Source organism: Bacillus cereus group sp. MYBK139-1 (assembly GCF_051916915.1).
GTDB classification, from domain to species: Bacteria; Bacillota; Bacilli; order Bacillales; family Bacillaceae_G; genus Bacillus_A; species Bacillus_A pacificus.
Genome location: NZ_JBQAHO010000006.1, coordinates 135,931 through 150,304, shown reverse-complemented (window position 1 = coordinate 150,304; position 14,374 = coordinate 135,931). Strand labels below are relative to the sequence as shown.

The following is a 14,374-nucleotide window of genomic DNA, read 5'->3' as shown; positions in this document are numbered from 1 at the left end:
TATTTATTTATTTATTTATTTATTTATTTATTTTCGTCTAAGAATAAGACCATATGCTCTTCGTCCCAATATTGTCCGTTATATTTTAATGAACGTTCTTGCACACCGAATGTTTTAAATCCTAATGATTCATAAAGTTTTTTTGCTCCATCGTTGCCAACAACAACATCAAGCATAACTTGTTCTACTTCTAAAGATTTAGCAAGTTCAAGACATTCTTTAATAAGTGCTTTTCCTGCTCCAAGTCCGCGTGCTTTTGGAGACACATATACAGAACCGATTTTAGCTTTATGTTCTTGTTTTACATATGGTTTCGTTTCCAGTGTTGCAACCCCGATTAATTTTCCATCTTTGAATGCACCTAGCGTATAGTTTTCATCTTGTGCTAATTTTTGTGCTTTATATTCAATCGCACACTCTTTATTAATAATATCTTCATAAGAAGAGCTAAAAGCTTCAGGGTTTTGCTTTAATCCTTCTACACGAAGTTCTAAGTAAATTTCCGCTTCGTCTTTTGTTAATACATGGATATCCAATTATATCACCCTCCAAATCTTTGACAAATGTATCTTTATTTTATATTGAAATAAGAATAATTTCAAAAGCTTAGCTTATATGAGCTGATTTTATGAACAAAATAACACCAGTAGTGTTTACTACTACTGGTGTTTTCACACACATATATTATTCAAAAGGTAGCTCAATTATAAAGGTTGTTCCTACGCCTAATTTGCTTGTTACTAGAATGGAACCGTTATGCAATTCCACAATTTCTTTCGCAACAGCTAGCCCGATACCTTTTCCTCCAGTAGCTCTCGTTCTAGATTTATCAACACGATAAAAACGATCGAAAATATGCGGAATATCTTCCTCAGGAATACCTTCACCTTCATCTTGTACACTTATTGTAAAAGAATTTGTTTCTGTGAGTACGCGTATTGTAATAGTGGTGTTTTCTAGCGAATGTTGATAAGCATTGTGTAATAAATTTAACATAACTTGTTCCATACGTCTTTCGTCTATGCAAACTTCTAAATCGTCTTTGCAATATACATGGAGTTGCATTTGTTTGTTAGTTAATGTTGTTTTTGTCTTTTCAACCATTCGTTCTAAAAATGGTTGAAGGGTCACTTTTTGTTTTTTTATAACAAATTGGTGTTGTTCTAATTGTACAAGCATAAATAAATCTTGAACGAGATCAGTTACACTATCTGTTTCATCCTCAATGATTTGTAAGTATTCTTCTCGCTCTTCTTTCGTTAAAGTGTCTCTCTTTGCTACTTTCGCATAACCTTTCATATAGGTCAATGGAGTTAATAGTTCATGGGCGACACTAGCAAGAAATTCATTGCGTTCTTTTTTCATATAAGTCAGTTCACTGGACAAATCTTCAATCGTTTTTGCTAAGCTTCCAAGTTCATCATTCCGTTTAATACCTAATTGAATTGGCTTATTTAATTTTGGCATTTTTTCTGTTGCCCGCTTCATTTTTATAAGCGGTTCTGTAATAACACGAGAAAAAACAAAGACAGAAATAGTTGTTAAAATAACCGTCAATATACTAATAATAAGGAATTGATTCATGAGTTTAAGTAACATTCTTTCTAAGAAAGATGTTTTTAATAACATATATAAATTACCTTGAAATCCTTGAATTTCAATTGGACTTACTGTTGAGATGAATTTTGATTTTTTCCAATTTCTTTCAATGATTAATCCGTCTTTTGGAATAGGTTCTGTTTTACAAGTAAGCTGTTTTTGCATTTCCTTTGTTACGGGTTCTGAGTTAGAGATAATTTTCCCGTCATTGTCAGTGATAATGATAGTTATATCCGAGTTAGCAATTAACTCGGATTCAATTAATCCTTCAGCCGCATGTTCGATAGTGAACTCCTGATACCCATAACGTTTTGGACGTTCAGTGTATTGTTGGTGTTTAGTACGTTCATTCCACTCTGCACGTTTTTTTAGCATTTTACTATAGCGATTCCCTTTCTCTAAAAGAGCAAGTGTTTCTTCCTCAATCCGCATTGTTGAAATGCTTTTGTAAAAAGATACGAAAGCAATTGTTTCAATACATAAAGCTAATATTAAAAAGTATGTACCAATTTTAAGTGAAAGTTTACTCATTTTCTCACCATACCTTATTTCATATAAAGGGTCAGTGATATACTATTGTCCACTGACCGAAGTAATTATTCACTTTTCCATTTATATCCGACCTTATAAACAGTTTCTAAGTAATTTTCAACTGGAAATCCTTTTTTACGCAATTTATCACGGATATTGCGAATATGTGAATCGATTGTTCTATATTCAATGTCTGTTTCATAACCCCAAATTTTTTCGATTAAATCATCTCGGCTATAAGCACGGTTTGTATTTTGTAAAAATAGTCCAAGTAACGAAAATTCGATAGGAGTCAGTGAGATTTTTTCATCATACACTGTGACAGTATGTTTCGTTTTATCCCACTCAATACCATTGAAGCTAACAAATCCATCTTTCTTTGTACGGCGTAATATAGCCTCAATTCGTGCAACTAATACATGCTCATCAAATGGTTTTGTAATATAGTCATCTGCACCGATAGTAAGGCCTTTCACCATATCGTAATTTTGATTACGAGCTGTTAGCATAATAATGGGAACGTTGGAAATTTGACGGATTTGATAGCAAGTATCCCATCCATCCATATTCGGCATCATTACATCTAACAAAACAATATCGAAGTCTTTTTGTTCTATTAACTTTAGTGCTTCAAGGCCAGAGGTAGCTTTCATACAAAAATAGCCACGAGGACTTAAGAACAGATCTAATAATCGTAACATACGTTCTTCATCGTCTACTAATAAAATTTTTACCATAATCTTGTGCACCCCAAACTGTTCATTCTACTTGTATAGTTTACATGAAAATGATAAAAAACTCTTTTTATGTGATTGAGTGGAAGAGTGATTTCTCGCTCAGAGTAATTGACATAAAAAATGCACTAGTTTTGCACAACTATTTTTTATAATAGAAAACGTAGCGACACAAAATACCCTATGTTGCGACATAACGTCATGTCATTTTATTTATAAAATGACAATTCCATTCTATTGTGTATGTGAGATAGAGAGGGTTTTCGTATTCACCTCGCATCGGATAAGAAAAATTTCCTATCTCACACTTTTTTTAAAAGGAGATCATACACATGAATCCAAAAGAAGAAATTTCAAAAAAAGAAAAGCAAGATCGTAATACGGTTGTCATGTGCGTTGCCGTATCTATGGCTATTATTATAAGTTGTGTAAATAAAATTTTGGGGATTTTATAATATAAAAAAAGCTTATTGCTTCTTAAGAAGTAATAAGCTTTTTTCGTTGTTAGGGGGAGTATTTTTATCCGACTTTAATGGGTAGTAAGACCCCACCTCAAAATTCAGCGAAAGCAAAGAAGTTAGGTGGGGGCTGATAATCAGTGGGGGATGAAGAAAATCCCCACTGAGTAAAGTGTCACTTTATATAATAAACCAAGGTAAAATTGCTAATCCAGAAGTTACAATTGCTGTAGTAAATATTAAAACCATAGCTCGTTTGTTTTGTTTCATGTCACATTCTCCTCTACATATCAAGTACATGCGATCAGCGTGGGATGTAGTTCCCCACTGAGTAAAGTGTCACTTTATATTTTTAGTATAATGAATGGAAAGGTTTGGTACGATCGATAAAGGTGACATGAAGATTACATTGTTGTAATGAAAAAAGCATCTTTCTTAATAAAAAGATGCTTTTGGAAAAAATAACTATTTAGTAAAGTTTCACTTTATATTGAAGTATTAATCATTTAAGAATAGAACCATATGTTCCTCGTCCCAATATTGACCGTTATGTTTTAATGAACGCTCTTGTACGCCGTAAGTTTGGAAACCTAATGATTCATATAATTTTTTTGCTGCATCGTTACCAACTACAACATCAAGCATAAGTTGTTCTACATGTAATTTATCGGCATTCTCGATAATTGCTTTAATGAGAGCCCGTCCTGCTCCAAGGCCACGTGCTTTAGGGGAAACAAAAACGGAACCGATTTTTGCTTTATGTTCTTGTTTAATGAAAGGCTTTGTTTCTAAAGTAGCAATGCCGATTAAATCATTATCTTTGAAGACCCCTAGAGTATACTTATCCGGATTGCTTAATCGTTTTGCCATAGCAGCTACAGGATCCTCATGTTTCAGAACATCTTCATAAGAAGAGCTAAAAGCTTCCGGGTTCTTCGTTAAACCTTCCATACAAACTTTTAAATATATTTCTGCGTCCTCTGTCGTTAATAAGCGAATTTCCATCGTTGTAACCTCCTTGGTCGATTTTAAATCAAATAAATCCATTACATATATAAGAATGTGTATGCGTTTTGTTAGCAGTCTCTTTTAATTTGTAAAAGAATGAAAAGATATATGCTACAATATTTTGTTTTTAATTATGTAATGAAATTGTATATTAACTTTATTAACTATTCAAGTGTTTAATATATTACATTTTCATAACTAAAATAACTCCTCGATTGAGGAGTTATTTTAGTTATTCGATCGATAACCATCAATTCGATGTGGATGTGTGTAAATATTACAAGATTCATTTCTAATAAATCCTACGACAGTAATGCCTAAATCGTGAGCGAGTTGCAATGCTAATTTTGTTGGTGCGGATTTAGATAGAACAATTTCACATCCGATTTTTGAAACTTTGAGTAAAATCTCGGATGAAATGCGCCCGCTAAATGCAATGATTTTTCCTTTAACAGATATATCATTGCGTAAACAATGTCCATATATTTTATCTAATGCATTATGTCTTCCAATATCCATTCTTGATAGGAGGATATTGTTTCGATCACATAGTGCGGTATTGTGAACACCGCCGGTTTGACGAAAGGTAGTGGAAGATTGTTGTAAAGTATTCATTAAGTAAAAGCATTCTTCAGGAGTAATTTTTACATGTATATCATGTAAATCTTTTGCTTTCGCTGCGTCGTTAACGAAAATAAAACCTTGTCTACCTTTTCCACAGCAGGAAGTGATGTATCGTTTATTATATAAATTTTGATAGAGCGGATTTATTTTTGATGATGTTACATGGACAATTCCGTTATCTTTTTGCACCCATAGTTCTTCAACATCTTTATAAGAAGAAATAATCCCCTCAGAAATTAAAAAACCAATGACCATGTCTTCAATATAGGTTGGTGTGCATACGACTGTTACATATTCTTTACCATTCAATTTAATTGTAATAGGAGATTCTGTAACAATCTCATCCAGTTGTTTTGAAAATGTACCAGATTGATAGCGTACAATTGTATACGTTTCTTGCGTAGGCTCCATATTAAATTCCCCTTTTTTATGTATTTCTCTCCCATATTTATCATAAAACAATGGAAAAAATAAAAACACCTATTAGGAAGAAGATCACAGATTATTTTGGTTATTATTGTATATGTACGATATAATAGAACTGTAGAATAGTGATATTTTCAAGCTTTCGTAGTTATACCTTATAACATCTAGAATCGACTTCATAAGAAAAGTATTTGCGCAGAGCGTTTCAAAAATATGTACAGTAACCCACTTATGAAAACGGATTCACAAGTGGGTTGTACAGTTGGTTGTAAGGAGAGGGGAAACTATGGCAGAACAGACAGTCCGTGTAACCGTGGATGGTAAAGAATTTTCAGCATCAGGTGAAAAGACAATACTACAATTATTTAATGAGAGTAATTTGGAACATCCTCAAATTTGTCATGTACCAGAAGTAGATCCAATTCAAACTTGTGATACGTGTATTGTAGAAGTAGATGGGAAGTTAATGCGTGCTTGTTCAACGAAATTAGAGAACGGTATGCATATTGAAAGACAGTCACAGCGTGCAAAAGAAGCACAGACTGAGGCGATGGACCGAATATTAGAGAATCATTTATTGTATTGTACCGTGTGTGATAACAATAATGGTAATTGTAAAGTCCATAACACCGTACATATGATGGGAATTGAAGAACAGAAATATCCGTATGAGCCGAAAGTAAGTGCTTGTGAAGTGGATATGTCACATCCGTTTTATCGGTATGATCCAAATCAATGTATTGCTTGTGGACAGTGTGTAGAAGTATGTCAAAACCTACAGGTTAATGAAACTATATCGATAGACTGGAGCTTAGATCGTCCGCGTGTTATATGGGATAATGGTGTAAGTATAAATGATTCATCTTGTGTAAGTTGTGGGCAGTGTGTAACAGTATGTCCATGTAATGCGTTAATGGAAAAATCAATGTTAGGTGAAGCTGGATTTATGACAGGATTAAAACCAGACGTGTTAGATCCGATGATTGATTTTGTAAAGGATGTAGAACCTGGATATAGTAGTATTTTAGCGGTTTCAGAAGTAGAGGCTGCGATGCGTAAGACGAAAGTGAATAAAACAAAAACAGTTTGTACATTTTGTGGTGTCGGTTGTTCATTCGAAGTATGGACGAAAGATCGCCATATATTAAAAGTGCAACCTGTTTCAGATGCACCGGTTAATGGTATTTCCACATGTGTAAAAGGTAAATTTGGATGGGACTTTGTAAATAGTGAAGATCGAATTACGAAGCCATTAATTCGCCAAGGAGATATGTTTGTTGAAGCTTCATGGGAAGAAGCGTTAGAAGTTGTTGCTTCTAACATGCAGCATATTAAATCTGAATACGGCAGCGATGCATTTGGATTCATTTCTTCATCGAAAGTAACGAATGAAGAAAATTACCTTATGCAAAAACTAGCTCGACAAATATATGGAACGAATAATGTAGACAATTGTTCTCGTTATTGTCAATCTCCAGCAACAGATGGTTTATTTAAAACTGTCGGTATGGGCGGCGATGCAGGAACAGTGAAAGATATAGCTGAAGCAGGCCTTGTCATTATCGTTGGTGCGAATCCAACAGAAGGACACCCTGTACTTGCGACGCGTGTAAAACGTGCTCATAAATTACACGAGCAAAAACTGATTGTAGCAGACCTTCGTAAACATGAAATGGCAGAGCGTGCGGATTTATTTATTCATCCGCGCCAAGGTACGGATTACGTATGGCTTGCTGGTATTACGAAATATATTATTGATCAAGATTGGCATGATAAAAAGTTCATAGCTGAAAATGTGAAGAACTTTGATGAATATAGCATAATGTTAGAAAAGTATACGCTTGATTATACAGAAGAAATTACGGGGATTTCGAAAGAAAACCTGAAAGAAATGGCTCGTATGGTATATGAAGCAGATGGAACTTGTATACTTTGGGGAATGGGGGTAACGCAAAATACAGGAGGAAGTACAACATCTGCTGCTATTTCAAATTTACTGCTTGTTACGGGGAACTATCGTCGTCCTGGTGCAGGCGCATATCCATTACGAGGTCATAATAATGTACAAGGTGCCTGTGATATGGCGACATTACCAAACTGGCTTCCAGGTTATCAAGCAGTATCGGATGATACGCTTCGTGCTAAGTTTGAAAAAGCATATGGCACAACGATTCCGAAAGCACCAGGATTAAATAATATTGCAATGTTACTTGCGGCAGAAGAAGGAAAACTACGTGGTATGTATGTCATGGGAGAAGAAATGGCTTTAGTCGATTCTAATGCGAACCATGTGCAACATATTTTAGCGAATTTAGACTTCCTCGTTGTTCAAGATATGTTCTTATCAAAAACAGCTCGTTTTGCTGATGTTATTTTACCAGCGGCACCAAGCTTAGAAAAAGAAGGAACGTTTACGAATACAGAGCGACGTATTCAAAGATTATATGAAGTATTAAAACCACTGGGTGATTCAAAACCAGATTGGTGGATTTTACAAAAAGTTGCTCGTGCACTCGGCGGGGATTGGAATTACGAAAGTCCAAGTGAAATTATGGACGAAATTGCATCGCTTGCACCGTTATACTCTCAAGCAACGTACGATCGTCTAGAAGGATGGAATAGTTTATGTTGGGGTAGCCATGATGGTAGTGATACACCGCTATTATATGTAGACGGATTTAACTTCCCAGATAAACTAGCTCGTTTATCATTAGATGAATGGGTACCACCAGTTGTAGCGCCAGATGAGTATGATTTACTTTTAAATAATGGACGTATGCTAGAACATTTCCATGAAGGGAATATGACGAATAAGTCGGCTGGTATTTTATCTAAAGTATCTGAAGTGTTCGTTGAAATTTCACCTGAACTTGCTATAGAACGCAATGTGAAAGATGGTGGTCTTGTAGAATTAGCATCACCATTTGGCAAAATTAAAGTACAAGCGCTTATTACTGATCGTGTAACGGGGAAAGAGCTATACTTACCGATGCATGCAACGATAAATGAAGAAGCGATCAATATTTTAACTGGGACGGCAACAGACCTTTATACGTGTACACCGGCGTACAAACAAACGATGGTGAAAATGCGTGTATTACGTGAAAAAGGAAATCGTCCGTTACCATCTTCAAACCCGCGAGATAAAAAGCGTAATCCGCAAAATGGTGTTGAAATCGAGCAAAAATGGCAAAGAAAACAATACGTATCACTCGTGGACTAGGGGGCGGAGATAGTGGCGAAAGAAATTACTTTAATTAAAAAGAAAGTTGTAACAGAGGAAGAACAGAAACAGCAAGTAGCAGATGAACTTCTAAATGAGCTATCTAATAATCGTGAAGCAGTAGAAGAAACGATGCAGCTGTTAGCGCAGTTGCAGAAGGCTGGAATATTAGATGCGGCGATTAGTTTACTTGCTGCGAAGGAAGATGTTTCAAAAATCGCTGTGGAGCAATTAAATCGTGAACCAGTTAAAAATGCACTTAACAATATGATGGGTGCGGGGGAAGCACTATCCTCAGTTGACCCAGAAGTAACGAAGCAAATTACATCGAGCTTAGTCACTGGATTGCAATTTGCAACAGATGAATTAAATAGTGGTAAAAAAACAAAAGTGATGGATTTCTTTAAAGTATTAAAAGATCCAGATATCAATAGAGCCATTACATTCGGTTTTAGTTTTTTGAAAGCATTTGGGCAAGGGTTAGAGAAAAAATAGAGTAAGTGAAAAAGTGATGGGAAGTAGCCATCACTTTTTTCATTGTATGTATAAGAGTGTTCATGTTAAGCGGAATATATTATTATTAAAGGGATGGGTTAGAAATGGAAATGTGGAATCCATCTCAAATATCGTTTTAGAATGTGGAGGAATATATGCAACACCGTAAAAGACTATCTATACCAGGAGTAATGAGACATTCCTTTCAAACTGTTAGATTTGCTTTTTGGAATGTGTTAACATTCCAACTTGCTTATAAATTATTAGCAGCGATTGTGTTTATCCCACTTTTCGGTATTATTTTCAATAAGTTGTTGTACTTTGGTGGGTATGCAAACGCAACAAATGATGAGTTATTAGCATTTTTGAAAACACCATACGGGATTTTAGCGATTGTAATTTTATCTATATTGGCATTGTTTCTGATCTTTACAGAGTTTGCAGTACTTATTATCATTTCGTACTTCGCTCATAAAAGGCAAAAGGTGAGATTACGTCCGATTTTATATAAAACAGTAACGTATTTACCTTCTCTGTTTACATATTGCTTACCTGGATTTGTTTTATATGCGGTTGTACTATTACCACTATTAAGTATGGGATATAAATCTGCATTGATTCCTGAAATTCAAATTCCTAATTTTATTACAGGTGAACTATTTAAGACAACAATGGGGCAAGTTGGATATTATACTTTCTTTGCTGTAGTTGCCTATTTGAACCTTCGTTGGATTTTTGTTTTACCTATTATTGTTTTAGAGGAGAAGCCGTTCCGTACGGCAGCACGCAAAAGCGCAAACTTAGTAAAAGAAAGCTTCTTTAAAGTGTTGTTCTTTTTAGTAGGTTTTTTCATATCTGTAGGAATTGTTTTTCTTTTATGTGTAGGAATTTATTTACTTTGTCTGTGGGGAGTATATGAATTTACAAACCCAGAAGGGACATTTGCACTACTAGCAGAGTCAACTATTTCAGTTTTCCTAACAAGTACATTGTATCTATTTAGCTTTATTATGACGCCGTTCTATATTATGGCGTTAACAAGATTGTATTTACAAAAGGTTCCAGTCGAAGATGTTTTATTAGAAGAAGGATTAGATTATTCAAAGACGAAGGCAGATAAATGTTTCTTCCAAAAACATCGTTGGAAATTTATTGGTGTATATATTGTAGGAATTATTACGGCGGGAATGGTTGTTGCTTTCATTGTGACCTTTATTACAAACACATATAAAGAACCGATTATTATGGCTCATCGCGGTTATATTTCAAAAGGTGTAGAAAATACGAAAGAAGCTGTGCAGGGAGCTATTGATGCGAAAGCAGACTACGCTGAAATTGATGTACTACAAACGAAAGACGGTGAACTAGCAGTTATACATGATTTGAAGTTGAAACGTCTTGCTAATGCTAATGTTCATGTTTCGGATTTAACGATGGACGAGTTAAGGCAGCTTACCCTTAGTCAAGATGGGTTTTCAGGACAAATCAGTACACTTGATGAAATCATTAAGCTGGCTAAGGGTAAAATCAAACTTAACATTGAAGTGAAGCTTCATGGTGGTGAAAAAGATTTTGTAAATAAAGTATTAAAAACGATTAAAGATAATGAATTTGAGAAGCAATGTGTTATTCAAACGTTACATTACCCACTTATAAAAGAGTTTAAGCGTGCAAATTCAGATATAAAAGTCGGATATATACTGTATGCAAGTAGAGCCAACTTAAAGAATGTGAAAGCTGATTTTTATGTAGCAGAAGAATACATGTTAAATAAGAAATTAGTAAAAGAAGCAAGGAAGTTAAACAAACCAATTTACGTATGGACAGTAAATGATATGGAAAGTTTAAAGGGATATTATAAATTGAACGTAGATGGTATCATTACCGATTATCCTGAAGATGCACGTGAAACAATTAAGATGTTAAAAGAGCAAGAAGAGGAAGAAAGTGATCTGTTTGATAAAATTACTGAAACAACAGATGATTTATTTTCCAAGTTATTTATAAGTTATCCAGCTGCTAGCTAAATGCTAGCAGCTGTTTTTTTTGGAAAGAATATATCCCTAAAGTATTGTTTAAACTCATAGATGTATATGTATACGGCATCATTGGTGTTTCTTACATTGTTACATTATTGTCGAATAATAAATGATTGCTGTTTATTTTAAAGGAGTATAATAAAAATAGATTGATAGATAACGAGATGGAACAAAGAGACTAATAGAATCAATGTTCCATATATTTACACTATTCTAAATATATAAACTTTAAAAATATAGTATGTTAGCGTTTTCATAACTTTTAAGTTATGCTAGAATAAGGACATAAGTTATTAATTATTACAAAAAGAAAAAAGACTTTCTTTTTTCTGTTAATTATAAGGGGGCATTTCATTATGCGTATTGGGGTACCAGCAGAAATTAAAAACAACGAAAACCGTGTGGCAATGACACCAGCAGGTGTTGTACATTTAATTCGTAACAATCACGAAGTATTCATTCAAAAGGGTGCAGGTTTAGGATCTGGTTTCACAGATGCTCAGTATGTTGAAGCAGGAGCAAAAATTGTTGATACAGCTGAAGAAGCTTGGAACATGGAAATGGTTATGAAAGTTAAGGAACCAATTGAAAGCGAATACAAACACTTCAGCGAAGGTTTAATCTTATTCACATACTTACACTTAGCTCCAGAACCAGAATTAACAAAAGCATTAATCGAAAAGAAAGTTGTTTCTATTGCATATGAAACAGTACAATTAGAAAACCGTTCTCTACCATTACTTGCACCTATGAGTGAAGTAGCTGGTCGTATGGCTGCACAAATTGGTGCACAATTCCTTGAGAAGAACAAAGGCGGTAAAGGTATCTTACTTGCAGGTGTTCCAGGGGTTAAACGTGGTAAAGTAACAATCATCGGTGGTGGACAAGCTGGTACAAATGCTGCTAAAATTGCAGTTGGACTAGGTGCGGATGTAACAATCATCGACTTAAGTGCAGAACGTCTTCGTCAATTAGATGACATTTTCGGAAACCAAGTAAAAACTTTAATGTCTAATCCGTACAATATTGCAGAAGCTGTAAAAGAGTCTGATCTTGTAATTGGTGCAGTATTAATCCCAGGTGCAAAAGCGCCAAAACTTGTAACAGAAGAAATGATTAAATCAATGGAACCAGGTTCTGTTGTTGTAGATATCGCGATTGACCAAGGTGGTATTTTCGAAACAACTGACCGTATTACAACTCATGATAACCCAACTTACGAAAAACACGGCGTTGTTCATTATGCAGTTGCAAACATGCCAGGTGCGGTTCCACGTACATCAACTCTTGCATTAACAAACGTAACAGTACCATACGCAGTACAAATTGCTAACAAAGGCTACAAAGAAGCTTGCTTAGGCAACTCTGCATTACTAAAAGGTATTAACACATTAGATGGCTATGTAACATTCGAAGCAGTTGCAGAAGCTCACGGTGTAGAGTACAAAGGTGCTAAAGAATTATTAGAAGCAGAAACAGTATCTTGCTAATAGAAGCATTATACAAAACAAAATCGAACAATATATAAACCAACATGATAAGAGCTAAGAGTGAATATCTCTTAGCTCTTCTTGGCAAAAGGGGGCATACATCGTGGCCAACCTATTTAAAAAGAAATCCGTTACGCAATTGTTAGGGGAAAGTAAAAGTAAAACTTTAACGAAAACGCTAGGGGCATTTGACCTAACAATGCTAGGGATTGGTGCGATAATTGGTACAGGAGTACTAGTATTAACAGGATTAGTAGCAGCAAGAGATGCTGGTCCAGCAGTTATCTTTTCATTCATGATTGCAGCGATTGTTTGTGGATTTGCAGCATTATGTTATGCAGAAGTTGCATCTACACTTCCGGTTTCAGGTAGTGTGTACACATATTCATATGCGACAATTGGTGAGTTTATTGCCCATCTAATGGGATGGACATTACTATCTGTATATGTCGTAACAACTGCTGCAGTAGCAGGTGGATGGACAGGTTATTTTAATAACTTAGTGAGTGGATTCGGATTAGAAATTCCAACAGAGTTGTTAAAGATTCCATCACAAGGTGGGATCGTGAATTTACCAGCAGTAGTCATTACATTAGTTTTAACTTGGTTACTATCAAGAGGTACGAAAGAAAGTAAGCGTGTGAATAACATAATGGTATTAATTAAAATTGGTATTGTTATTTTATTCATTGCAGTTGGTGCGTTCTACGTACAACCAGAAAACTGGACACCATTTGCACCATACGGTATTAGCGGAATCTTTGCCGGCGGAGCAGCAGTATTCTTTGCTTTCTTAGGATTTGATGCATTAGCAACTTCTGCTGAAGAAGTAAAAAATCCACAACGTGATTTACCGATTGGTATTATTGCTTCGTTAGTTATTTGTACAATTATTTATGTTGTAGTATGTCTCGTTATGACAGGTATGGTTTCTTATAAAGAATTAGATGTACCAGAAGCTATGGCATATGTGTTAGAAGTTGTAGGACAAGATAAAGTAGCGGGTGTAATCGCAGTTGGAGCTGTAATTGGTATTATGGCTGTAATCTTTGCTTACATTTATGCAACGACACGTGTATTCTTCGCGATGAGCCGTGATGGTTTATTACCAAAATCATTTGCGAAAATTAATAAAAAGACAGAAGCACCAGTATTTTCAACTTGGTTAACAGGTATTGGTAGTGCTTTAATTGCTGGATTTATCGATTTAAAAGAATTGTCGAATTTAGCGAATATTGGAGCATTGTTAACATTTGCGATGGTAGGTGTGTCAGTTATTATTCTTCGTAAAACACATCCGAACTTAAAACGTGGCTTTATGGTACCACTTGTACCAACGCTACCGCTTATTTCAATCGCATGTTGTCTATTCTTAATGTTTAACCTACCATTAACAACATGGATCTACTTCGGTATTTGGTTAGCAATTGGAGTAGTTGTATACTTTGTTTATTCGAAAAAACATAGTCATTTAAAAGACGATGGAAGTTCGCAGGATAATTTAGAACAAGCTAATTAAAAGCTTAGTTAAAAGGGATATAAGTATAGTAAGCCTTGTGCGTCTAGGGAACGCGCAAGGCTTTTTCTTTTGTGCAAAGTGTATATTCTTTTTTGTATGAGAATGTAATGGATGCGGAAAATATGTGTAGATCTTTTTTAAATGTGAACGAAATGTTCAAAAAAATGTATGAGATTTCATTGACACATATGAATGGACGCTCATATAATAAAGGTATAAGATATATGA

General features: G+C 34.9%; 11 protein-coding genes. 6 read left to right on the top strand and 5 right to left on the bottom strand.

Annotation, left to right across the window (positions count from 1 at the left end):
- Positions 1-23 precede the first annotated feature (23 nt).
- From ACTFRS_RS24400 to ACTFRS_RS24390, 3 genes are all read right to left on the bottom strand, one after another.
- Positions 24-536 carry a GNAT family N-acetyltransferase gene (locus ACTFRS_RS24400; protein ID WP_000351212.1) on the bottom strand — a complete coding sequence of 171 codons (513 nt, stop codon included), beginning with the start codon at positions 534-536 and terminating at the stop codon, positions 24-26.
- A gap of 148 nt (positions 537-684) precedes the next feature.
- Positions 685-2,130 carry a HAMP domain-containing sensor histidine kinase gene (locus ACTFRS_RS24395; protein WP_000041015.1) on the bottom strand — a complete coding sequence of 482 codons (1,446 nt, stop codon included), beginning with the start codon at positions 2,128-2,130 and terminating at the stop codon, positions 685-687.
- 65 nt (positions 2,131-2,195) lie between these two features.
- Complete coding sequence (locus tag ACTFRS_RS24390) at positions 2,196-2,867, bottom strand: response regulator transcription factor (RefSeq protein ID WP_000238954.1); 672 nt, start codon at positions 2,865-2,867, stop codon at positions 2,196-2,198.
- A 329-nt stretch (positions 2,868-3,196) separates the two neighbouring features.
- On the opposite strand from ACTFRS_RS24390, the gene ACTFRS_RS24385 reads away from it, so the two are divergent.
- On the top strand, positions 3,197-3,319 hold the full coding sequence (locus ACTFRS_RS24385; protein WP_431084932.1) for a hypothetical protein: 123 nt from the start codon (positions 3,197-3,199) through the stop codon (positions 3,317-3,319).
- A 501-nt stretch (positions 3,320-3,820) separates the two neighbouring features.
- Here ACTFRS_RS24385 and ACTFRS_RS24380 read toward each other — a convergent pair.
- The gene (locus ACTFRS_RS24380; protein WP_000405875.1) at positions 3,821-4,327 is read right to left on the bottom strand and encodes a GNAT family N-acetyltransferase; all 507 of its coding nucleotides are present in this window, start codon (positions 4,325-4,327) and stop codon (positions 3,821-3,823) included.
- Between the two features lie 231 nt (positions 4,328-4,558).
- Positions 4,559-5,365, bottom strand: a complete 807-nt coding sequence (gene fdhD / locus ACTFRS_RS24375) for a formate dehydrogenase accessory sulfurtransferase FdhD (RefSeq protein ID WP_062821327.1) — start codon at positions 5,363-5,365, stop codon at positions 4,559-4,561.
- A gap of 301 nt (positions 5,366-5,666) precedes the next feature.
- On the opposite strand from fdhD, the gene fdhF reads away from it, so the two are divergent.
- From fdhF to ACTFRS_RS24350, 5 genes are all read left to right on the top strand, one after another.
- Positions 5,667-8,603: a formate dehydrogenase subunit alpha gene (gene fdhF, locus ACTFRS_RS24370; protein WP_242294211.1), complete on the top strand. Its 2,937-nt coding sequence runs from the start codon at positions 5,667-5,669 to the stop codon at positions 8,601-8,603.
- Between the two features lie 12 nt (positions 8,604-8,615).
- Positions 8,616-9,098 carry a DUF1641 domain-containing protein gene (locus ACTFRS_RS24365; protein ID WP_001040529.1) on the top strand — a complete coding sequence of 161 codons (483 nt, stop codon included), beginning with the start codon at positions 8,616-8,618 and terminating at the stop codon, positions 9,096-9,098.
- 155 nt (positions 9,099-9,253) lie between these two features.
- A complete protein-coding gene (locus ACTFRS_RS24360) occupies positions 9,254-11,125 on the top strand; it encodes a glycerophosphoryl diester phosphodiesterase membrane domain-containing protein (protein WP_127813846.1) in 1,872 nt (623 codons plus the stop codon).
- A 368-nt stretch (positions 11,126-11,493) separates the two neighbouring features.
- The gene (gene ald / locus ACTFRS_RS24355) at positions 11,494-12,627 is read left to right on the top strand and encodes an alanine dehydrogenase (protein WP_001219742.1); all 1,134 of its coding nucleotides are present in this window, start codon (positions 11,494-11,496) and stop codon (positions 12,625-12,627) included.
- Between the two features lie 103 nt (positions 12,628-12,730).
- Entirely contained in the window at positions 12,731-14,146 is a 1,416-nt protein-coding gene (locus ACTFRS_RS24350; protein ID WP_001284877.1) for an amino acid permease, read from the top strand.
- Positions 14,147-14,374: the final 228 nt, after the last annotated feature.

Excerpts from the sequence above, each read along its gene's own strand:
- ACTFRS_RS24395 (WP_000041015.1), bottom strand. The coding sequence starts at position 2,130 with ATGAGTAAACTTTCACTTAAAATTGGTACATACTTTTTAATATTAGCT.
- ACTFRS_RS24390 (WP_000238954.1), bottom strand. The coding sequence starts at position 2,867 with ATGGTAAAAATTTTATTAGTAGACGATGAAGAACGTATGTTACGATTA.
- ACTFRS_RS24385 (WP_431084932.1), top strand. The coding sequence starts at position 3,197 with ATGAATCCAAAAGAAGAAATTTCAAAAAAAGAAAAGCAAGATCGTAAT.
- ACTFRS_RS24380 (WP_000405875.1), bottom strand. The coding sequence starts at position 4,327 with ATGGAAATTCGCTTATTAACGACAGAGGACGCAGAAATATATTTAAAA.
- fdhD (WP_062821327.1), bottom strand. The coding sequence starts at position 5,365 with ATGGAGCCTACGCAAGAAACGTATACAATTGTACGCTATCAATCTGGT.
- fdhF (WP_242294211.1), top strand. The coding sequence starts at position 5,667 with ATGGCAGAACAGACAGTCCGTGTAACCGTGGATGGTAAAGAATTTTCA.
- ACTFRS_RS24360 (WP_127813846.1), top strand. The coding sequence starts at position 9,254 with ATGCAACACCGTAAAAGACTATCTATACCAGGAGTAATGAGACATTCC.
- ald (WP_001219742.1), top strand. The coding sequence starts at position 11,494 with ATGCGTATTGGGGTACCAGCAGAAATTAAAAACAACGAAAACCGTGTG.